The following is a 21,135-nucleotide window of genomic DNA, read 5'->3' as shown; positions in this document are numbered from 1 at the left end:
TTGTTTCGTATCACTTCCGAATGTAAGCGTGAAAAGAGACCGACGGCCCGTCACCGTATGTTTGCCCTGGGCATCCTGAGCCTCGGCCTTGCACTGACGCTGATCCTGACCACGGTCAGCATCCGCGTAACCTATGTAACCGATTCCAATGGGGCCAGCCAGCTGCTTCTGACCAGCGAGAGCGACCCCACCCGTCTAATGAGCCTCTCCGGCATCGAAGCCGCTGAAGGCGACCGCGTCTACTATACCGCTTTCGGCGACAGCCTGGCGACCCTGAATATTGAGCGTGCCTTCACCGTCACCGTGGAGGCCGATGGACAGGAGATCCCTGTCAAAATGGTCTATGGTACCGTGGGCGAGGCCCTGGAAAAGGCCGGCATCACCCTGGGACCCGATGACTACACCGTCCCCGAGCAGGATTCCCTGGTGGGCATTGGCAGCCGCATTGAGGTCCACCGTGTCCGCTATGAGGAGACAGTGGAGTACCAGACCATCCCCTACGAGACCGAGTACGTCTACACCAGCCTGTACTTCCGTGACACCGACCGTGTCACCACCATCCAGGCCGGCTCCAACGGCCAGTGCGCCATCACCACCCGCCATCGCTGGGTGGACGGCGAGCTGGAGAACAGCATCGTCACCGACGTGACCACCACCGTAGAGCCCCAGGACGCCCTGCTCAAGACCTATGGCGCAGGTGCGCCCGTCTCTCCCGTCACCGGTCCTGACGGCACCACCAACCCGCCCTCCAGCTACAGCAAAGTGCTGACCGGCAAGGCCACCGGCTATTATTCCCGCACCGGCAATGGTGCTTCGGGCCTGGGCCTGGGCTACGGCACCGTGGCCGTGGACCCCGATGTGATCCCCTACGGTACCCTGCTGTATATCACTTCCACCGACGGCCGGTTTGTCTACGGCTATGCGGTGGCCACCGACACCGGCATCGCCCTGCAGGACGGCCACGTCCTGGTGGACCTGTTCTATGAGACGTACGCTGAGTCGGTCATCAACGGCGCCATCAATGTCAACGTCTACGTCGTTGGCTGAAGCTTCTGAATAAATATTCTATAAAAACCCTGTTCCTTTTTGTGAAAAGAGGAACGGGGTTTTTCGCGTTTGGGGGAAAGCTATGTCAGGTTTGCATAGAAAAAAAGTCAAAATTTGTGCTATCTGTCTATTTCCGGTTTTTTCAGCGAAAAGATTATGGCGGATTTTATGAAAAAGGCCTTGAAAAATCCCCTTGAATTATTTAATATAGTAATGTAGAGACAACCGGGGCCCTGAACTGCGCCGCAGCAGGGCCTGTGGAGTTTTACAGAAAATGCGGGCTGGCGTCAGTCTGCGCCAGGGAGGAGCTGCACATATTATGAAACAGACCGATGAATTGAAACAGACCACTGAACAGATGATCCAGGCAGCGGAGAAACCGGCGGCAGAAAAGCCGGCCGAGGAGACAGCGCGCAACCCGGAGGACGATCTGCCGGTCTATCTGTATAAGCAAGGCAACAACTACGAGGCCCAGCGCTTCTTTGGCTCGCACCTGACCGAACAGGGCGGCGAAAAGGGCGTTCTTTTCCGCGTGTGGGCGCCCCACGCCACCGCTGTGAGCGTGGTGGGCGACTTCAACAGCTGGAAGCCGGGCAGCCACCCCATGAAAAAGACCGACGGCGCCTCCATCTGGGAGCTGTTTATCCCCGGGATGAAGGAATTCGACGTCTATAAATATTGCGTCACCACCCGGGCCGGGGACCTGGTCTTTAAGGCCGACCCCTACGCCCTCCACGCCGAGACCCGGCCCTCCAACGGCAGCAAGGTCTACGACCTGTCCGGCTTCGGCTGGACCGACAACGAGTGGATGGACGCCCAGAAGGCCAAAGACAGCATCAATGGCCCCATGAACATCTACGAGATGCACGCCGGCAGCTGGAAGATGAAGCAGGATGGGGAGAACTACATCCCCTACAACTACTCCGAGCTGGCCGACCTGCTGATCCCCTACCTGACCGACATGGGCTACACCCATGTGGAGCTGCTGCCCATCATGGAGTACCCCTTCGACGGCAGCTGGGGCTATCAGGTGAGCGGTTATTTCGCACCCACCAGCCGCTACGGCACCCCCAAGGACCTGATGGCCTTTGTGGACAAGATGCACAGAGCCGGCATCGGCGTCATCATGGACTGGGTGCCCGCCCACTTCCCCAAAGACCAGTTCGGTCTGTACATGTTTGACGGCGAGCCCTGCTATGAGGACCCCAACCCCCGCCGCGGCGAGCACAAAGAGTGGGGCACCATGGTCTTCAACTTCGGCATGAAGGAAGTCCAGAGCTTCCTGATCTCCAGCGCCCTGTACTGGCTGGAGCAGTATCATATCGACGGCCTGCGGGTGGACGCGGTGGCGTCCATGCTGTATCTGGACTACAACCGCCGGGACGGCGAGTGGGAGCAGAACGTCAACGGCGGCAAGGAAAACCTGGAAGCCATTGAGTTCCTGCGCAAGCTCAACACCGCCATCCTGACCCGTCACCCCGAAAAATACATGATCGCAGAGGAGTCCACGGCCTGGCCCAACGTCACCAAGCCCGCCGCGGACGGCGGCCTCGGCTTCAACTTCAAGTGGAACATGGGCTGGATGAACGACATGCTCAGCTACATGAAGACCGATCCCCTGTTCCGCTCCTACAACCACAACAAGGTGACCTTCAGCTTCTTCTACGCATTCAGCGAGAACTTTGTGCTGCCCATCAGCCACGACGAGGTGGTCCACGGCAAGTGCAGCCTCATCAACAAGATGCCGGGCGAGTACGACGACAAGTTCGCCAACCTGCGCACCTTCTACGGCTACATGATGGCTCACCCCGGCAAAAAGCTGCTGTTCATGGGCCAGGAGTTCGGCCAGTTCAACGAGTGGTATGAGGCACGGCCTCTGGACTGGATGCTGCTGGACTACGACAAGCACAAGGAGCTGCAGAATTACGTCAAGACCCTCAACCAGTTCTACAAGAACACCCCCGCCTTCTGGCAGGTGGACTACAGCTGGGAGGGCTTCCAGTGGATTGTCCCGGACGACTATCAGCAGAGCATCGTGGCTTTCCTGCGCAAGGACGCCGCGGGCAAGCAGATCCTGATCGTCTGCAACTTCACCCCCATCCTGCGTGAGGGCTACATCATGGGCGCGCCGGTGTCCGGCAGCTACAAGGAGATCCTCAACAGCGACGATGCGGCGTTCGGCGGCTCGGGCCAGCACCACAACAAGAATATCCGCTCCAAGAAGGTTCCGATGCACGGATTTGACCAGAGCATCACCCTCACCCTGCCTCCTCTGAGCACCCTCTACTTCGAGGTGCCCGCCAAGAAGGAGACCAAGCCCAAGACCACCCGCACCACCAAGGCGGCGGCGGAAAAGGGCGAGGAAAAGACCACCGCCAAAAAGACCACTACCCGCAAGACGGCCGCCGCCGGTGAGAAAAAGACCACCGCCCGGCGCACCACCAAGTCCAAGGTAGAGAAGGGCGCGCCCGCCAAGGAAACCAAGGCGGAAAAGGCTGAAAAAGAGGCCAAGGCTGAGAAAAAGCCCGCCGCCAAGCGCACCCGCAAGCCGAAGGCGGAGAAGGCTGCCGAAGAATAAGGCGGCCAGCCCGGCCGCCAGGCTCCGGGCCTGAGAGGCTGGTTCTGAATTGTTGATTTTCGCCCCTGACCGACAGGGGCGCAAAGCAAAAGGGGAGAATAAAGTTATGGCAAAAGAAATCGTGGCAATGATCCTTGCCGGCGGACGTGGCTCGCGTTTGTACGCGCTGACACAGAAAACGGCAAAACCTGCGGTGTCCTTCGGCGGCAAGTACCGCATCGTGGACTTCCCGCTGTCCAACTGCGTCAATTCCCGCATCGATACCGTCGGTATCGCAACTCAGTATCAGCCCCAGAAGCTGAATGAGTACATCGGCAACGGCCAGCCCTGGGACCTGGACCGCCTGTACGGCGGCGTCCACACCCTGCCTCCGTACGAGCAGGCCAAGGGCACCGACTGGTACAAGGGCACCGCCAACGCCATCTACCAGAACATCAGCTTCATCGAGACCTATGATCCCAAGTACGTCATCATCCTGTCCGGCGACCAGATCTGCAAGCAGGATTATGCCGACTTCCTGCGCTTCCACAAGGAAAAGGGCGCCGACTTCTCGGTGGCCGTCATGGAAGTGGACTGGAAGGAAGCTTCCCGCTTCGGCCTGATGGTGGCGGACGAGGACGACCGCATCACCGAGTTCCAGGAGAAGCCCCCCGTACCCAAGTCCAACCTGGCTTCCATGGGCATTTACATCTTCAACTGGGATATCCTGAAGAAGTACCTGGAGGAGGACGAAGCTGACCCCAACTCCAAGAACGACTTCGGCATGAACATCATCCCCGCCCTGCTGCGCGACGGCCGCAAGATGTACGCCTACCACTTCAAGGGTTACTGGCGTGACGTCGGCACCATCGACAGCCTGTGGGAAGCCAACATGGAGGTCCTGGACCCCGAGAACTCCGGCATCGACGTGTTCGATGAGGAGTGGAAGATCTACAGCCGCAACCCCGTCCTGCCCGCCCAGAAGATCGGTCCCCGCGCCGTGGTGCAGGATTCCCTCATCACCGAGGGCTGCCGCATCTATGGCAACGTCACCCACTCTGTGCTGTCGGCCGGCGTCATCGTCGAGGACGGCGCTACCGTTGAGGATGCAGTCCTGATGGACGGCGTCGTAGTCAAGGCTGGCGCTGTGGTCAAGCGCTGCATCCTGGCAGAGGATGTCGTGGTGGGCGCAGGCGCCAAGATTGGCGGCGACGGCCCCATCGCACACGTGGGCACCGGCCTCACCGTCGGCGCCGGCGCAGTCGTCAAAGAGGGCGCCAAAGTATTTGATTCGGTCAAGGAGGGCGAGGAAGTATGCTGAGCCAGAACAACAATGCGTTGGGCATTATTTTCCCCAACAGCTATGATAACACCGTACCCGAGCTGGTGACGGAGCGCACCATGGCGTCCATCCCCTTCGCGGGACGGTACCGCATGGTGGACTTCATGCTCTCCAGTATGTCCAACTGCGGCATCACCAATGTTTCCATCGTGGTGCGCAAGAACTACCACTCCCTGATGGACCATCTGGGCACCGGCCGCGAGTGGGATATGGCCCGCCGTCACGGCGGCCTGAACATCGTGCCTCCCTTCGCTGAGAAGGGCGTCCGGATTTATTCCGGCCGCGTCGAGGCTCTGGCCTCCATCCTGGGCTTCCTGGAGCACCAGAAGGAGCGCTATGTGGTCATGTGCGACGCCAACATCGCCATGAACTTTGACTTCAACGCCCTGCTGGCTGCTCACCAGGCCAGCGGCGCCGACGTCACCGTCGCCTACCAGAAGACCGAGATCCCCGAGGGCCGCAAGGATGACAACTACACCCTGACCATCGACGGCGACGGCCGCGTCACCGAGCTGCTGCTGAACGATTACCGCCCCGGCATCCAGAACCTGGACCTGAACATCTACGTCCTGGAGCGTGAGACCCTGATCCGCCTGGTGAAGGACGCCACCTCCCGCGGCCTGATCTACTTCGAGCGGGACATCCTGGCCCACAACGTCAACATCCTGAACGTCCAGGCCATGGAGTACACCGGCTATGTCGCCCACATCTGCGACATGAAGAGCTACTTCGACGAGAACATGAAGCTGCTGGATGAGAAGAATCTGGACGCTCTGTTCCCCAAGAACAGCCCCGTTTACACCAAGATCCGCGACGACAACCCCACCCGGTATGTCTCCGGCTCCAAGGTGAGCAACTCCCTGCTGGCCGACGGCTGCACCATCGAGGGCACCGTGGAGAACTGTGTTCTGTTCCGCGGCGTCAAGATCAAGAAGGGTGCCGTCGTCCGCAACTGCGTCCTGATGCAGGACACCGTGGTCGAGAAAGACGTGGAGATGGAGTACGTCGTCACCGACAAGAACGTCAAGATCACGGCTGGCAAGAAGCTGTCCGGCACCGGCAGCTTCCCGGTTTACGTTCAGAAGAACCACATGGTCTGAGCGGCCGCCACCCAAAATGAAGGAGGGAACACCCCTATGAGAATTCTGTATGCTTCGTCGGAGGCTACGCCCTTCGCCAAGTCCGGCGGTCTGGCTGACGTGGCGGGCGCCCTGCCCAAAGCCCTTGTCCGGGATGGCGTGGACGCCCGCGTGATTATGCCGCTGTACGGCGATCTGGGCTTCCGCGATCATCTGGAGTACGTCACCAACTATTCTGTTCCTGTGGGCTGGCGCAGCCAGTACTGCGGCCTGTTCAAGGCAGAGTGGGACGGCGTGACCTACTACTTCCTGGACAACGAGTATTATTTCAAGCGCCGCGGCCTGTACGGCTTCTACGATGACGGCGAGCGGTTTGCATTCTTCTCCCGCGCGGTGCTGGAGACCCTGTTCTATCTGGACTTCACCCCCGACATCATCAACTGCAACGACTGGCAGACGGCTCTGGTGCCCGTGTACCTGAACCTGTACTACCGTCACCTGGATAAGTTCAACCGGATCAAGACCATCTTCACCATCCACAACATCGCCTATCAGGGCAAGTATGGTCTGGACATCCTGGAGGACACCTGCGGCATTGGCCGGCGCGACCAGCACATCGTCGAGTACGACGGCTGCGCCAACTTCATGAAGGGCGCCTTCGAGACCGCCGACAAGATCACCACCGTCAGCCCCACCTACGCCCAGGAGATCCTGGACCCCTGGTTCAGCTACGGTCTGGACGCCCTGCTGCGGGAGAAGCAGTATAAGCTGTGCGGCATCCTGAACGGCATCGATCAGGACGCCAACAACCCCGCCACCGATCCCTCCATCCCCTACAACTACAGCACCGCCAACTTCCGCGAGGGTAAGGCGGCCTGTAAGGCAGCCCTGCAGGATCAGTTCGGCCTGCACAAGGACGGCAGCCCCGTCTTTGCCATGGTCAGCCGCCTGGTGGGCATGAAGGGCTTCGACCTGGTCCAGAGCATCGCCGATGGCCTGGTGGATCTGGGCATCGAGCTGGTCATCCTGGGCACCGGCGAGAGCCAGTATGAGGGCTTCTTCTCGGATCTGGCCGCCCGCCGTCCCGGCCGTGTAGGCGTGTACATCGGCTTCAACAGCGCCCTGGCACAGCAGATCTACGCTGGCGCAGACTGCTTCATCATGCCGTCCAAGAGCGAGCCCTGCGGCCTGGCTCAGATGGTGTCCTGCCGTTACGGCACCCCGCCCATCGTCCGCGAGACCGGCGGCCTGCGTGACTCCATCCACGACTCCAGCAAGGGCAGCGGCAACGGCTTCACCTTTGCCGGCTACAGCGCTCATGAGCTGTACGACGCATGCTGCCGCGCCAACGCCGCCTACTATGACAAGGAGAACTGGGAGCACCTGGTGGAGTACGCCATGAACTGCGACTTCAGCTGGAGCGTCTCGGCCAAGAGCTACGAGGGCCTCTACAACGAGACCGCCAACCTCTGGTAATGTCTTTTTGGGCAGACAGAAGGCGGGCCCCTGCATCCTCTCGGAGATCCCTTTTCAGGGAGAGACAGCATGCAGCCGCTGAGAACCCGGCAGGGGAACGCATCTGACCGCGCACCAACATAAAAAGCCCGCCGTTCCAAAAGGAGCGGCGGGTTTTTGCGTGTTCAGAGGGGGTTATTTGCGGCGAATGGCCACGGCGTACATCCCCTGGGCCTGGTGGCAGGCTTCCACCAGGGCTTTGGGCTGGGGGCAGACCCCGTGGTTGTGCCAGGGGTCGTTGAACCAGTAGTTTTCCTCGTCGTAGCCCACCAGCAGCAGGCAGTGTTCGTTCAGCTTCCAGTCAAAGACCTCGCCGTTGGGCAGGCGCCACCGGTCCACGCCGGGCACCGGCTGAAAGTCCAGAGTGGCCCAGAACACCACCGGCAGCCCGGCATCGATGTACCGGGCGCAGAGCTCGGCGGCAGTGCAGCCGGTCTCGTCCACCACTTCCAGGCTGTCCGACGCGCCGGCGGCATCCAGCGCGCTCTGGAGGGCCTGGCAGATGCAGGGGGCGTAGCAGCCGTAGCCGGTGTGGTCGTGGGGGTCGCCGGGATAGACATAGTGGGGGTCGGGACCCCAGAGTTCCCCATCCTGTTCCCAGAAGGGGGCGTGGGGCAGGTCCCGCTGGATGAAGGTGTCGGGGTCTACTGAGACCCCCACAGCCCCCAGGGCCATCACGGCGCTGATGCTCTCGCAGCCGTTGACCCAGCGCTGGGTCTGGTCGATGTAGGGGGCACAGACAATCTTTTTCATGCAAATTCCTCCTGAGGCGTGGGATAGACTGTCAAAACGGAACGTTTTGTGGTATGATTACAAGTAGAATATACAGCGGCTTTACCTTTGGGTAACAAAAGCGCTGGGACCAGTATACTACAAAGCGGTCTGCTGCGCCAGACCACGCAGGGAGGTACATGATGAACAGTCTGATTATCGGCATTGCGGGTGGTTCGGGCAGCGGCAAAACGACCCTGGCCCTTCGCCTGAAAGCACGGTTTGGGGAGGAAGAAGTGCGGCTGATCCCTCATGACAGCTACTACAAGCGCCACGACGAACTGCCCTATGAAAAGCGGTGCCTGCTGAACTACGACCACCCCGACGCCTTCGACAACGACCTTCTGGTTCATCACCTGAAGGAGCTGAAGGCGGGCCGGGCCATCGACTGCCCGGTCTACGACTATTCGATTCACAACCGGTCGGATGAGGTGCGGCACATCGAGCCGGCGCCGGTCCTGATTGTGGAGGGGATTCTGCCCTTCACTGAGCCGGCTCTGCTGGAGCTGTTTGACTACAAGATTTTTGTGGACACCGACGCCGACGAGCGGATTCTCCGCCGCATCCTGCGGGATGTAAAGGAGCGGGGCCGCTCTCTGGACAGCGTCATTACCCAGTACCTCACCACCGTCAAGCCCATGCACGAGGCCTTTGTAGAGCCCAGCAAGCGCACCGCCGACATCATCGTCCCCAACGGCGGCGAGAACGGCCCCGCCCTCGAAATGCTGGTCCACCACATCCGCAGCCTCATCCAGCAGTCCCGCACCCTCTGACCTACTTTTCTGGAAGAAAAGTAGGCAAAAGACTTTTCACTGGGTACCATGCACTCTCCGGGTCTCCGGCAGTTCCGCGGGGCCGTTACGCTCTGGCTCGCTCCCGGCGTTTGGGGCTGCGCCCCGGTGCGATGCAAAGTCCATCATAAACCGATTGGCAAACACAGCAACTGCGTCCAGTGGACGAAACAGGGAGCCGCCGTTGGCAACGTAGGCGAGGTGCTGCCCGCGGCAGAAACAGCCGAGCCGGAGTTGGGGCCGTGGTCTGTCTTTTGCGAGAGCGCGGCGACGCTCGAAGCAAAAGCAGGGCACCACAACCCGGAGCAGCGCTCCGATTTTCACAAGAGCATTCATACCCGCAGAGAAAATTGGCTAAGCGCAAGAGGGTTCACCTGGTACCGTTGACTGCTGTGGTCCTCACAAAGCCCTGCCAGCGGCGAGGTTTCAGCCGCTTTATCAGGTTCCCGGGCTGCGCCCCGGCGAGTCCAAGGTTCTGCCAGGCCCTACAGATGAAACCGCCACAGAAGGACCAAATAAAAACCCAAATCCCTGTTCCTGTGAAAAGGAGCGGGGATTTGATATTTTATGGAGCTTTTCTGGAGTCAGAAAACCAGGTTATGAGGTGGTTTGCATCGTACCGGAGCGCAGTTCCGAACGTAACGAACGAGCCAGAGCGTAACGGCCCCGCGGAACTGCCGGAGACCCGGAAACTGTATGGTACCCAGTGAAGCTTTTTGCAAGGCTTTTTCACGAAAAAGCCGGGAAACCTATTTGTCAAGTGGGATTTTGATTGTGAAAATAGCCAAGAATCTTTGCCGCAAATGTGCTTTTTGCCAATTTTAGGGTTTGGATACAAGTTTTTCTTGCAAAAAGACACAAATGCTGTATGATAAATGTATACAAGTCCTGCTGCGCGTATGCCGAATGAAAGCGGCGGCAGGGAAGATGCAAGGCCTGCATCGGGCAGGCGGCAAGGAGGAATTAAGGAATGAGGAAACAGAGAGCACCGCGCCGTGGGCACGGGCGTCGGCTGGCCGCAGCACTGCTGGCGGCAGCCATGACGGTCAGCGGGATGCCGTCCGCGCTGGCCGCGGCGCCGTCCAGTGCGGAGAACAGCGCGGACAAGAGTTGGACTTTCACCTATTTTGGTCCGTCCACCAGCGACAGCCTGAACACCGTCCAGGCGGACAACGGCATCAACGGCAACATTGTGATGACGTCCTGCACCTACAACGAGGATGGCACCATCAACAAGAAGGGCGGCAAGTTTGTTTCGTCCGACCCTGCCGACGGCATCAGCCTCTATTACACCACCATTGACCCCAGCAAGGAGAATTTCTATCTCCAGGCCGATGTTACCATCGACTACGTCAACCCCACTCCCGACGGCCAGGAGGGCTTTGCCCTGATGATCCGGGACGCCATCGGCAAAACCGGCGAATCCGCCAGCTTTGAGTCCAATCTGGTGTCGGTCACCGGCACCAAGCTGCCCTACGACGCCATGAACGGCTCCAGCGAGACCAAGGACATGGTGGGCGTCCGCAGCTATACCGGCATCAGCGACCCTTCCAGCATCGACAGCGACGCCCTCAAGGTTTACCGTCAGGGCTTTGACCCCAACGGCGCCACCATCAAGCAGGGGGACACCTACCGCGTCAGCCTGGAAAAAACCGACTACGCCTACATCGTGACCCAGTATGCCATCAATGCCGACGGCACCACCGGCAGCGTTCTGGGCCAGCATACCCTCTACATCCCCGCCAAGGACCCCAACGCCGAGAGCGTTTCGGCCTACAGCGAGCTGAATGATCCCATGATGGTGCAGGACAAGACCGCTTATGTGGGCTTTGCAGCAGCCCGGGGTATGAATGTGACCTATTCCAACATCACCTTCACCACCAGCGCCTGGAACGCCAATGGCTGGCATCCCCAGGAGGCGGAGAAGGTTCCCGCCGACTACCAGATCACCAGTCCGGCCACCGCCGCCGAGACCAGCTACACCCTGGTGTTCAAGGCCAACGCCAACGGCACCGCCAACGTGTACCAGGACGGCGTCCTGCTGGAGCAGGGCCTGGCCGTCACCGCCAACACCGATCTGGCCCGGACTTACCCCATCGCCGGGACCACCACCTTCCGGGTGGAGTTTACCCCCGACCCGGCCTATAAGATTTCGGCCTTTGAGGTGCTGGACAGCTACGACACCGCCTCGATTGAAAAGACAGTCAGCGTCCGCACCGTAGGCAACGGCAGCACCATCTACGTCACCCCCGCCGGCCAGAGCACCAACGGCGGCTCCAGCTATGAGGACGCCGTGGACCTGCAGACCGCTCTGGATTACGCCGCCGCAGGCCAGACCATTCTGCTGCAGCCCGGCAGCTACGACCTGAGCGGCAAACTGCTGAAGGTCTCCCGCGGCCGCAATGGATCGGCCGAGCAGCCCATCACCCTGAAGGGCGACAACGGCTACGCCATCCTGGACTTTGGCCGCAGCGGCACCGGCTTTGAGCTGTGGGGCAATTATTGGAACGTCAGCTTTGTGAACGTCACCAACACCGCCGACGGTTCCAAGGGCATGCAGCTGTCCGGCAGCTGGTGCACCCTGGACCGGATGAACTTCTACAACAACGGCAATACCGGCCTGCAGGTGTCGGGCTCCTCGGCCGAGACCATCGCCCAGTGGCCCAGCTACAACACCATCCGCAACTGCTCTTCCATGAACAACGCCGACTCCCAGATGGAGGACGCCGACGGCTTCGCCGCCAAGCTCACCGCCGGCGAGGGCAACGTCTTTGATGGCTGCATCGCCGCCTACAACGCCGACGACGGCTGGGACTTCTTCGCCAAGGTGGCCACCGGCTCCATCGGCGCCACCACCATCCGCAACTGTGTGGCCTACCGCAACGGCTGGATCAAGGTGACCCCCGACAGCACCGAGAAGGACTGGACCTTTGCCTCGGTTTCCTGCGACGCCAACGGCACCCTGACCATTGATTCCAAGGCCCGGCAGATGGATGCCGGCAACGGCAACGGCTTCAAGATGGGCGGCTCCAACATGGCGGGCGCCCACGTCCTGGAGAACTCCATCTCCTATGAGAACAAGGCCAAGGGCATCGACTCCAACTCGGGCCTGGACATCAAGGTCTACAACTCCACCAGCTTCAACAACGGCAGCTACAACGTGGCCCTGTACACCAGCGACAAGAACGCCGTCACCGGTTATGAGGCGGAGGGCGTCCTGTCCTTCCGCACCGACGGCAAGGACATCGGCGAGCAGCTCAGCCCCCAGGGCCAGTCCAGCACAGCTATTTATGGCCGGACCAACTATTATTGGGACACCGAGACCCAGTCCAGCCACAACACCTCTTCCTCCGAGACCAAGGTGTCCCGCTTCTGGTTCTGGAACCTGAACACCCGCTGTGAGCCCACCCGCAACGCCGACGGCTCCATCAATATGCACGGCCTGCTCCTGCTGAACCAGATCGGCAAGACCTTCACCGGCGGCAATGCCGGCGCAGGCGGCGAGGCCTGGGGCCAGTCCGAGCCGGACAAGGCTACCATCTGGGTGGTGGGCGACTCCACCGTCTCAGGTTTTGAGGACGACTACTACCTGCCCCGTGAGGGCTACGGCGAGGAACTGGACAACTACCTCAACGCCAACGTCTACAATCTGGCGGTGTCGGGCGCGTCCAGCAAGGACTTCCTCACCATGGACAGCTACAAGACCCTGCTGGAGGGCAGCGACAAGGTCCCGGCCATGGGCACCGCCGCCGACACCCAGCAGTTCCTGCTGATCGGCTTCGGCCACAACGACGAAAAGACCGAGACCGCCCGCTACACCAACCCCAACGGTGACTACACCACCCCCGGCAGCTTTGCCAACAGCCTGTATGTGAATTACATCCAGCCGGCCCTGGCTGCCGGCGTCACCCCCATTGTCTGCACCCCCATTGTCCGCCTCACCGATGACAACACCACCGAGAGCTACAGCGGTGAATCGGGCCATGTCACCCAGACGGTGGAGGCCTACGGCAACGTCTTTGAGGGCGGCGACTACGCCCAGTCCATCCGCAATATGTGCGCCCAGCTGGGGATTCCCTGCATCGACCTGACCCAGCTCACCCGGGACCTGAACGTCAAAATGGGTGAGGACGCCCAGTGGATGCACGCCTTCACCGGCGCCAAATATGCCGCCGACGGCGTCACCCTGGTTCCCACCGGCCTGGACAAGACCCATACCAACAGCTACGGCGCCAAGATGAACGCCTGGCTCATCGCCAACGCCGACAGCCCCCTGAAGGCCTACAGCCGCAACAAGTCCCAGCCCAGCTACAAGGCCGACTTTGCCGACGCAGCCAACCCCGACTATGAGGTCAGCAGCTACCAGGCCCCCGCCACCACCAGCGCCCTCTGGCCCGCTTACACCGACGCCTCGGGCCGTGTGTGGAACGGCACCGTCTTTGGCGATGTGGGCGGTCAGGACAAGATCAGCGGCGGTGATTTCACCGCCCAGGTCAACGCCGACGGCTCCATCACCCTGGGCGTGGCCAACAACCGCGGCAAGATTGCCGGCAGCTCGGACGGCCTGATGATGTACTATGTCCAGCTCCCCGCCGGCACCACCTTCACCCTGTCGGCCACCGCCACCGTCCACAGCATGGCCGCCAACAACCAGGTGTCCTTCGGCCTGATGGCCCGGGATGACCTGTACATCGACACCTATGTTCCCGAGACCATGGGCGACTATGTGGCCGCCGGCACCCGGAACCAGGGCGCATTCAGCGGCTTTGGCCGCAAGAGCGGCGAACTGTACGACGGTCCCGCCGCCCAGAACGTCTACACCGCAGGGGATACGGTGGACCTGAAGATTGTGGGCACCGCCGACGGCTATACCGTCACCTACGGCGCCAATGCCCCGGCGTCGGCGGGCTTTGACTACCCCCTGACCGCGGTGGATTCCGATTACATCTATGTGGGCTTCTATGTCTCCCGCAACTGCAGCGTGACCTTCAGCAACGTCAGCCTGGAAGTCACCGGCTCGGCTGCGCCCGGCGCAGGCACCGGCACCGATGTGGCCGTCAATGTGCCCCGTCCCCTGACCATCCCCGAGAAGATTCTCCGCACCGTTCAGGGCTGGTTTGGCGTTCAGCCCCTCTGATTCCTGCCATCTCTTCCTGAGATAAACACAAAACACCCCATCCGCCTCCGTGCTCTGTGCGCGGGGCGGATGGGGCGTTTTTATGGGAAAAGGGTCAGGATGCGGCCTGCAAAGTGTCGCGCGGACAGGTTGCCGAAGAACGGTCGGAGGCGCTTCGGGGGACAATGCGCGCTTTGCGGCGGCGGGCGGCCTGACGTTCCGCCCGCTGTTCCATGGCCCAGAACCAGCGCATGGCATACACTGCGCCGAGGATGCAGGCGGCAGTCGCCGCCAGCCCGAGGGTGCCTTCTGCAAGGGCGCCCAGCGCCATCAGGATGCCCAGGGCTGCTGCCAGAATGGAGCACTTCCAAAACATGCACTTCATATCCAAGATACCTCCTCAGCACAGATCCACAACCACGTGGACAACGGTAAGTTGTTCCTGCACTTTTATGATAAACCATAACTTGGTCGTTGTCAAGAGCAAATACAACTTTTATTTGATTTTTTTGGAAGATGCTCTTTACATGGACACTTTTTAGTTGTATAATAAAACCATCAATAACCGGCGCAATGCCGATGAGCAAAGGGGAGTTTTCCATGTCGTTTTCTGAGTTACTGAAACAGTGCCGCAAAAAGCAGGGGCTCAGCCAGGCCGAACTGGCTGCAAAACTGGGGGTGACCCAGCAGGCCGTGGGCAAATGGGAGAGCGGAAAATCTTCTCCCGACCCCTCCACCGTGGCGTGCATTGCCGGGATTCTGGGCACCACCGCCGACTATCTGCTGGGGCTGTACCGGCCCGCTGCCGCCCTCACCGAGACCGAGAGCCGGTTTTTCGGCGGCTACGCCGAGAGCCTCATCCCGGTGATCGGCACCGTCAAGGCCGGGTATGGCGCCCTGGCCTTTGAGGAGGACTACGGCAAAGAGTATGCCCGGGTGAAGGACCCGGCCAACTATTTCTATCTGGTGGTCCGCGGAGACAGCATGGAGCCCCGGATTCAGGACGGCGACCTGGCTCTGGTCCACCGCCAGGACACCCTGGAGAGCGGGGACCTGGGGGTCATCGTCTATGGAGATGAGGGCGAAGGCACCCTCAAGCGCTATATTCAGCGGGGAAACTGTGTGGTGCTGCAGCCCTTCAACCCCAATTACAGCGAGCTGGTGATCAAGGGCGAGGACCTGAACCAGCTGCACATTGCCGGACGGGTGGTGGAAACCAAGACCAAGTGGTGAGCCGCCCCGGTCAGGGGGAGTGAATCATGGAACAGTCGGTGATGGAAAAGCTGACCATCCTGGCGGACAGCGCCAAATACGATGTGGCCTGCACTTCCAGCGGCTCGGGTCGCCGGAGCGGGCCGGGAGGCCTGGGCAGCTGCTATGCGCCCGGATGCTGCCACGCCTTCACCGCCGACGGGCGGTGTGTCAGCCTGTTGAAGGTGCTGATGACCAACTGCTGTTCCTTTGACTGCGCCTACTGCGTCAACCGCCGCAGCAACGATGTGCCCCGGGCCACCTTCACCCCCAGGGAACTGGCCGACTTGACCATCGCCTTTTACCGCCGCAATTACATCGAAGGGTTGTTTTTGTCCAGCGCTGTGCTGGGCAGCGCCGACTATACCACCGAACGGATGATCGAGGTGCTGCGGCTGCTGCGGGAGGAATACGGCTTTCACGGCTATATCCACGCCAAGGCCATCCCCGGCGCCAGCCCGGCCCTGATCCAGCGTCTGGGCTGCCTGGCGGACCGGCTCAGCGTCAACATTGAGCTGCCCAGCGAGGGCAGCCTGAAACGTCTGGCCCCCGACAAGGGCCGCAGTGATATCCTGCGCCCCATGGGCCAGATTGCCGCCTCGGCCGCCGCCAGCCGGGAGGCCATGACCCTTTACCGCCATGCGCCGGCCTTTGCGCCGGCGGGCCAGAGCACCCAAATGATTGTGGGGGCCACCCCCGAGAACGACTACCAGATTCTCCGGCTCACCGAGGGCCTCTACCACAAATACAGCCTCAAGCGGGTCTTTTACTCGGCCTATATCCCGGTGACCGAGGACAGCCGCCTGCCTGCCCTGGACACCAAACCGCCTCTGGTCCGGGAGCACCGGCTGTACCAGGCTGACTGGCTGCTGCGGTTTTACCGGTTCCGGGCGGATGAGATTCTGGATGAGTCCAGCCCCTATTTCAGCCCCTACCTGGACCCCAAGTGCGGGTGGGCCATCCGTCACCTGGAACTGTTCCCGGTGGACGTCAACCGCGCCCCCTACGAAATGCTTCTGCGGGTGCCGGGCATCGGGGTCAAGAGCGCCCAGCGGATCCGCACCGCCCGCCGTCAGGGCTCTTTGGGTCTGGAGGAACTCAAACGGATGGGCGTGGTCCTCAAGCGGGCTCAATATTTCATCACCTGCAGGGGCTTCACCGGGGCTCAGGGAGGCCGCGGCGCCGCCCGGCGGCAGCGGATCGCCCACGCCCTCATTGATCCCGGGGTATTCAACGCGGGCTGTGAACAGCTGAGCCTGTTCAGCGCGCCCGCCGTCCAGCAGCTGGCCGCCCAGGGCACCCCGCCTCAGCTGGCGGGCCGGCTGGTGAAAGAGGAGGCGGTCCGATGCCTGGTCAACGCCCTTTGAGGGAAGCGGATATTATCTACAGCTATGACGGCAGCCTGGCGGGCTTTTTCTGCTGTGTGTTTGAGAGTTTTGCCCGGCGGGAACTGCCCTTCGCCATCTGGGACCCCGAGGCGGAACAGCCCTCGCTCTGCCCGGTGCGGGATATCCCCACCGACCCTGAGCGGGCGGCCCGGGTCCGCCGCGGCATCCGGACCAAACTGGGCCCCGCCGCCGGCGAGAAGGTGGCCGTGGCGTTTTTGTCGGGGCAGGCGGACAAAGAACTGGTGCTGCTCCGGTTCCTGCACCATGCCTTTTCGGTGGGGCCGGGGGCCCTGCGCCAGCTGGGCCGCCCCGAAGTGGCCGCCGTCAATAACCTGGAGCGAAACGTCCAGTGGGAGGCGGAAAAACTCCGCGGCTTTGTCCGGTTTGAGGAGAGCGGCGGGATGCTGGGCGCGGTGATTCACCCCAAAAACCATGTTCTCCCCCTGCTGCGGCCCTTTTTCTGCGCCCGCATCGGCGGGGAGGACTTTTTGATTTACGACGCGTCCCACAGTGAGGTGCTGCTCCATCAGGGGGGCCAGACCCGGCTGGAAAAGCTGTCCGCGCCCCTGACTTTGCCGGAGCCGGACGCCGCCGAGGCCGAGTATCAGCGGCTGTGGAAACAGTTCTATGAGACCCTGGCCATTGCCAGCCGCCGGAACGAACGGGGCCGGATGAACCACTGTCCCAAGCGGTATTGGGCCGACATGACCGAACTGCGGGACCAGGTTTAAGGATTTGTCAACCCCGTCGGGTTGTGTTATACTGAACCCACCAAGACAACGGGAGGGCAGGCGAGATGAAAGAGATTCTGATACTGGGCGCGGGGGCGTCGGGCCTGGCGGCCGCCATCGGGGCGGCCCAGACCGGGGGCAAAGGGGTGCGGGTCACCCTGCTGGACCAGAACCCCGCCCCCGGCAAAAAGCTGCTGGCCACCGGCAACGGCCGCTGCAACCTGGACAACCAGGCCAGCGGCGACCCCCGGCGGTATTTTACCGCCTCGCCCGGGGAGCTGGCGGCCCTGCTGGAAGGCATCGGCCGGGCGGACGTGCTGGGCTGGTTCCAGGAGCTGGGGCTGGTGATCCGGGCCGACGAGGAGGGCCGCCTCTATCCCTATTCCAATCAGGCCGCCGACCTCACCGGGCTGCTGCTGCGGTGGGTGGAGCGGCTGGGAATTTCCTGCCGCACCGGCTGCCGCATTCTGGAGCTGGGGCAGAAGGGCCGCCGCTATGCCGTTCAGGTGGAGGAAGGGGGCGCCAAGCGCCTCCTGACCGCCGACCGGGTCATCTGTGCGCTGGGCGGCAGCGCCGGGCCCCAGTTCGGCACCGGCGGCTTTGGGCCTGCCCTGGCCAAACGGTGCGGCGGGGCCTGTGAGCCCCTTTACCCCTGCCTGACCCCTCTGCGCTGCGGGGACCCGGCCCGGATGCAGAAGCTTTCGGGCCTGCGGGCCCGCGGCGTGGTCACCCTGCTGGACGGGGAAACCTCGCTGGCCCGGGAAGAAGGGGAAATCCAGTTCGCCAACTACGGCCTGTCGGGCATCTGCGTCATGCAGCTGTCGGGGCTTTTGGCGCCGGGACGGGGGCCGGCCCGGCCGGTGCTGTCCCTGGATCTTTTCCCTCAACAGGAGACCGATGCCCTGGCCGGATGGTTTGCCCGCCGCGCCGCCCATCTGCCCGACCCCGGCGCGTTCTGGCAGGGCCTGATGGACCAGCGGCTGGGAGAGGCCCTCTGGGCCGATGCAGGGCTGGCGGCCTCCCCCGACCGGGTTCCGGCGGCGGGCTGGCAGGCATTGGCCCGGGTCTGCAAGGGCTGGCGGTTTGAGCAGCCCACCCTCTGCGGCTGGAAACAGGCCCAGACCACCGGCGGCGGCCTCTCTTTGAAAGAGGTGGAGCCGGATTTCCAGCTCAAGGGATGCAGGGGCCTCTACTTTGTGGGAGAGACCCTGGACTGTGCCGGCAGCTGCGGCGGCTTCAATCTCCACTGGGCCTTTGGGTCCGGACTGGTGGCGGGCCGGTCGGCGGCAAAAAGCGAGACGACATAAAGAAAACCCGGCCAGACCGGCGGTGTGAACCGCTTGTCTGCCGGGTTTTTGCTTGTTCAAGATGGGATGAGGCGCGGGGAATTAGTCCTCGTCGTCCTGGTCTGCCTCTTCTTCCTCGTCGTCGGCAGCCATGGGCTTCTTGTAGAAGATCTTGCACAGGACCGTGCTGATACCATACAGCAGGCACATGGGCAAGGCCACCATGGTCTGGGAGACGATGTCGGGCGGGGTGATGACCGCCGCCACAAAGAAGATCAGAACGATCATCACACCCCGTGCCTTCCGCATGAATTCAGGGCTGACAATGCCCATGCGGGACAGGATGATGACGACCAGGGGCATTTCAAACACTGCACCGAAGATCAAAAAGATGGTGATGCAGAAGCTGACGTAGCTTGCAATACTGGTGGTCTGAACGATGTAATCTGCGCCTTCCAGGGTGCCCATGAAGTTGAGCATGAAGGGCAGCGAAATGAAGTAGGCGAACATGACGCCCACCACGAACAGGCCCAGGCCCATCACCAGAACCAGACCAAAGAAGAAGCTCTCGCTTTTCTTCAGGCCGGGTCTTGCAAAAGCATATACATGATAGGCGATGAAGGGGATGGTGACGACCAGTGCTGCGATCAGAGCCACGCGGAAATACTGGATCAGTTTTTCCTGGGGATCGATGGAGATGAAGTTGTACACTCCATCCGCCATGGCTGTCAGAAAGTTGATCAGCTGATCGGAAATGGTCAGGAAACCGACTGCCGCCACGATGTAGATGACCGCACAGATCACCACGCGATTGCGCAGTTCCTTCAGATGGCCGCTCAGGGTCATATTCCCTTCCGGGTCCACCGCCTTAGTGCCTTTTCTGTGCTTAATGTTCGTGGCCACAATTACTCCTCGTTGTTCTTGCTCTCGGTCTTGGTCTCAGCCTTCTTGGAGGCGTCCTCGTCCTCGTCGTCGATGCCTTCCTTGAAGCCCTTCATGGTCTGGCCGAACATCTTGCCCAGCTTGGGCAGGTTCTTGGGTCCAAAGATGATCAGGACGACAATGAGGATCATAACTATTTCAGTGGTACCGATACGCATAATCTGTTACTCCTTTTTGCTTTCCGGGCTTTGGGCCCGTATCACTACTCTACACAGCCGCATTCTGCGGCCTGCTGCTTGGTTGGTGGACTGCCTCAGACCGGCGCAGCGGTCTTTTCGGGGTCAGCGGGGGCCTTGTCCGGGTCAGCCGGGGTTTCGGCAGCCTGGGCAGGGGCAGCGGCCTCAGCGGGCGCTGCGGCAGGGGCGGCTTCGGCGGCGGGAGCAGCTTCCGCAGTGGCTGCGGCGGCTGTCTCAGGGGCGGCGGGGGCGGCAGCCTCGGCGGGCTCCTCGCTCAGCTCCTCCAGCTCTTCCACCGGCTCCTCGACGGCGGCCTGGGCCTCAGCTTCCGCCTTGCTGGTCTTGCCGATGCCGGCAAAGCTCTTGGTCACGTCCTTGACGCTGTTGTCCAGGTCCTTCTTGATGTCGGTCAGGGGAGACATGGCCTCCTTGATGGGCTGCTGGATCTCGTTGAGGGGCTCGACGATGTTCTCCTGAATATCCTTGGACGCGGTGCTGGTGTACTTGCGCAGGTCGCGGAGCATCTTGCCCAGCTTGCGGGCGTATTCAGGCAGCTGATTCGGCCCGATGAATACGAACGCCACGATCACGATGACCACCAGCTCGGTAAATCCGATCTTCATGTTTTACACGATTCCTTTCCGTCTCCTTGCCGGCCGGAAACCGGCTGCTTTGACTGCGTTGATACGCCCTGCCTGTGCCGGCTGGGAACCCTCCCGGCGCCGGCCGAATTGCGGACAAAGCAAGTATAGCATATTCCGCGTGTCTTGACCAGATGTTTTTCTATGTTTTTCTCGGCTGACAGGTAAAATTTCTGCATAATGGGCGGAAAGCTCTGTTTTTTGCTTTGTATGCAGCTGGCAGGAAGTTCACTAATCTTGTACCAAAAAAATAGAGACGGATTATGAGGCGTGTATGAATTTTTTGTGAATAATAGAAAAAACGTCGTAACGGTGCGAGAAATGCCAAAAATGAGAAAAAACAGCGGAGAAATCTTGTTTTCTCCATATTGGAATATAAACGTTGGTTTATACAGAATCGCGGTAAAAGGGACAGGCCGCCGGGACCCGTCTGTCCGGCGCAAAAAGCCCCCGTCCGGCGGGGAGACCGGGCAGGGGCAGGGAGATATGGTGCAGGGGGTAA

General features: G+C 61.2%; 16 protein-coding genes. 11 read left to right on the top strand and 5 right to left on the bottom strand.

The genetic code is table 11. From position 1 onward, the window contains the following. The 5 genes from B5G28_RS02105 to B5G28_RS02085 all read left to right on the top strand — a co-directional run bounded on the left by B5G28_RS02105 (position 1) and on the right by B5G28_RS02085 (position 7,501). Entirely contained in the window at positions 1-1,047 is a 1,047-nt protein-coding gene (locus tag B5G28_RS02105) for a 3D domain-containing protein (protein WP_242967437.1), read from the top strand. A gap of 358 nt (positions 1,048-1,405) precedes the next feature. Continuing rightward, positions 1,406-3,625, top strand: coding sequence for a 1,4-alpha-glucan branching protein GlgB (gene glgB, locus B5G28_RS02100; RefSeq protein ID WP_087246135.1), 2,220 nt, complete (start codon positions 1,406-1,408; stop codon positions 3,623-3,625). A gap of 106 nt (positions 3,626-3,731) precedes the next feature. Beyond that, positions 3,732-4,925 carry a glucose-1-phosphate adenylyltransferase gene (locus B5G28_RS02095; RefSeq protein ID WP_087245976.1) on the top strand — a complete coding sequence of 398 codons (1,194 nt, stop codon included), beginning with the start codon at positions 3,732-3,734 and terminating at the stop codon, positions 4,923-4,925. Beyond that, positions 4,919-6,046 (top strand): glucose-1-phosphate adenylyltransferase subunit GlgD, encoded by a 1,128-nt coding sequence (gene glgD, locus B5G28_RS02090; RefSeq protein ID WP_087245974.1) that lies wholly within the window; start codon positions 4,919-4,921, stop codon positions 6,044-6,046. The genes B5G28_RS02095 and glgD overlap by 7 nt, the downstream gene beginning before the upstream one ends. 36 nt (positions 6,047-6,082) lie before the next feature. After that, positions 6,083-7,501, top strand: a complete 1,419-nt coding sequence (locus B5G28_RS02085; protein WP_087245972.1) for a glycogen synthase — start codon at positions 6,083-6,085, stop codon at positions 7,499-7,501. 174 nt (positions 7,502-7,675) lie between these two features. On the opposite strand, the gene B5G28_RS02080 is transcribed toward B5G28_RS02085, so the two are convergent. Beyond that, positions 7,676-8,293 carry a C39 family peptidase gene (locus B5G28_RS02080; protein ID WP_087245970.1) on the bottom strand — a complete coding sequence of 206 codons (618 nt, stop codon included), beginning with the start codon at positions 8,291-8,293 and terminating at the stop codon, positions 7,676-7,678. A 161-nt stretch (positions 8,294-8,454) separates the two neighbouring features. On the opposite strand from B5G28_RS02080, the gene udk reads away from it, so the two are divergent. Both udk and B5G28_RS02065 read left to right on the top strand, forming a co-directional pair. Beyond that, on the top strand, positions 8,455-9,084 hold the full coding sequence (gene udk / locus B5G28_RS02075) for a uridine kinase (protein ID WP_087245968.1): 630 nt from the start codon (positions 8,455-8,457) through the stop codon (positions 9,082-9,084). 988 nt (positions 9,085-10,072) lie between these two features. Next, on the top strand, positions 10,073-14,239 hold the full coding sequence (locus B5G28_RS02065; protein WP_144265465.1) for a right-handed parallel beta-helix repeat-containing protein: 4,167 nt from the start codon (positions 10,073-10,075) through the stop codon (positions 14,237-14,239). Positions 14,240-14,333: 94 nt separating this feature from the next. On the opposite strand, the gene B5G28_RS02060 is transcribed toward B5G28_RS02065, so the two are convergent. After that, complete coding sequence (locus tag B5G28_RS02060) at positions 14,334-14,603, bottom strand: hypothetical protein (protein ID WP_087245962.1); 270 nt, start codon at positions 14,601-14,603, stop codon at positions 14,334-14,336. Between the two features lie 215 nt (positions 14,604-14,818). On the opposite strand from B5G28_RS02060, the gene B5G28_RS02055 reads away from it, so the two are divergent. The 4 genes from B5G28_RS02055 (at position 14,819) to B5G28_RS02040 (ending at position 18,895) form a co-directional block, all read left to right on the top strand. Then, positions 14,819-15,451 carry an XRE family transcriptional regulator gene (locus B5G28_RS02055; RefSeq protein WP_087245960.1) on the top strand — a complete coding sequence of 211 codons (633 nt, stop codon included), beginning with the start codon at positions 14,819-14,821 and terminating at the stop codon, positions 15,449-15,451. 26 nt (positions 15,452-15,477) lie between these two features. Continuing rightward, a complete protein-coding gene (locus tag B5G28_RS02050) occupies positions 15,478-16,836 on the top strand; it encodes a putative DNA modification/repair radical SAM protein (protein WP_087245958.1) in 1,359 nt (452 codons plus the stop codon). Next, complete coding sequence (locus B5G28_RS02045) at positions 16,815-17,588, top strand: TIGR03915 family putative DNA repair protein (RefSeq protein ID WP_087245956.1); 774 nt, start codon at positions 16,815-16,817, stop codon at positions 17,586-17,588. Before B5G28_RS02050 ends, B5G28_RS02045 begins: the two co-directional genes overlap by 22 nt. Before the next feature lie 65 nt (positions 17,589-17,653). Next, on the top strand, positions 17,654-18,895 hold the full coding sequence (locus B5G28_RS02040) for an aminoacetone oxidase family FAD-binding enzyme (protein WP_087245954.1): 1,242 nt from the start codon (positions 17,654-17,656) through the stop codon (positions 18,893-18,895). Between the two features lie 81 nt (positions 18,896-18,976). On the opposite strand, the gene tatC is transcribed toward B5G28_RS02040, so the two are convergent. The 3 genes from tatC to tatB all read right to left on the bottom strand — a co-directional run bounded on the left by tatC (position 18,977) and on the right by tatB (position 20,615). Further along, a complete protein-coding gene (gene tatC / locus B5G28_RS02035) occupies positions 18,977-19,777 on the bottom strand; it encodes a twin-arginine translocase subunit TatC (RefSeq protein ID WP_087245952.1) in 801 nt (266 codons plus the stop codon). 2 nt (positions 19,778-19,779) lie between these two features. Further along, complete coding sequence (gene tatA / locus B5G28_RS02030) at positions 19,780-19,974, bottom strand: twin-arginine translocase TatA/TatE family subunit (protein WP_087245950.1); 195 nt, start codon at positions 19,972-19,974, stop codon at positions 19,780-19,782. A 95-nt stretch (positions 19,975-20,069) separates the two neighbouring features. Then, positions 20,070-20,615 carry a Sec-independent protein translocase protein TatB gene (gene tatB, locus B5G28_RS02025; protein ID WP_087245948.1) on the bottom strand — a complete coding sequence of 182 codons (546 nt, stop codon included), beginning with the start codon at positions 20,613-20,615 and terminating at the stop codon, positions 20,070-20,072. Between the last annotated feature and the right edge of the window lie 520 nt (positions 20,616-21,135).

The organism is Faecalibacterium sp. An77 (genome assembly GCF_002161315.1).
Lineage (GTDB): Bacteria > Bacillota > Clostridia > Oscillospirales > Ruminococcaceae > Faecalibacterium.
This window is presented reverse-complemented; position numbering and strand designations above follow the sequence as displayed.

Bases quoted from the DNA above. Each gene is read 5' to 3' on its own strand.
- B5G28_RS02095 (WP_087245976.1), top strand. From the start codon at position 3,732: ATGGCAAAAGAAATCGTGGCAATGATCCTTGCCGGCGGACGTGGCTCG.
- tatA (WP_087245950.1), bottom strand. From the start codon at position 19,974: ATGCGTATCGGTACCACTGAAATAGTTATGATCCTCATTGTCGTCCTG.
- udk (WP_087245968.1), top strand. From the start codon at position 8,455: ATGAACAGTCTGATTATCGGCATTGCGGGTGGTTCGGGCAGCGGCAAA.
- tatB (WP_087245948.1), bottom strand. From the start codon at position 20,615: ATGAAGATCGGATTTACCGAGCTGGTGGTCATCGTGATCGTGGCGTTC.
- B5G28_RS02040 (WP_087245954.1), top strand. From the start codon at position 17,654: ATGAAAGAGATTCTGATACTGGGCGCGGGGGCGTCGGGCCTGGCGGCC.
- glgD (WP_087245974.1), top strand. From the start codon at position 4,919: ATGCTGAGCCAGAACAACAATGCGTTGGGCATTATTTTCCCCAACAGC.
- glgB (WP_087246135.1), top strand. From the start codon at position 1,406: ATGATCCAGGCAGCGGAGAAACCGGCGGCAGAAAAGCCGGCCGAGGAG.
- B5G28_RS02060 (WP_087245962.1), bottom strand. From the start codon at position 14,603: ATGAAGTGCATGTTTTGGAAGTGCTCCATTCTGGCAGCAGCCCTGGGC.
- B5G28_RS02065 (WP_144265465.1), top strand. From the start codon at position 10,073: ATGAGGAAACAGAGAGCACCGCGCCGTGGGCACGGGCGTCGGCTGGCC.
- B5G28_RS02050 (WP_087245958.1), top strand. From the start codon at position 15,478: ATGGAACAGTCGGTGATGGAAAAGCTGACCATCCTGGCGGACAGCGCC.
- B5G28_RS02055 (WP_087245960.1), top strand. From the start codon at position 14,819: ATGTCGTTTTCTGAGTTACTGAAACAGTGCCGCAAAAAGCAGGGGCTC.
- B5G28_RS02080 (WP_087245970.1), bottom strand. From the start codon at position 8,293: ATGAAAAAGATTGTCTGTGCCCCCTACATCGACCAGACCCAGCGCTGG.
- B5G28_RS02085 (WP_087245972.1), top strand. From the start codon at position 6,083: ATGAGAATTCTGTATGCTTCGTCGGAGGCTACGCCCTTCGCCAAGTCC.
- B5G28_RS02045 (WP_087245956.1), top strand. From the start codon at position 16,815: ATGCCTGGTCAACGCCCTTTGAGGGAAGCGGATATTATCTACAGCTAT.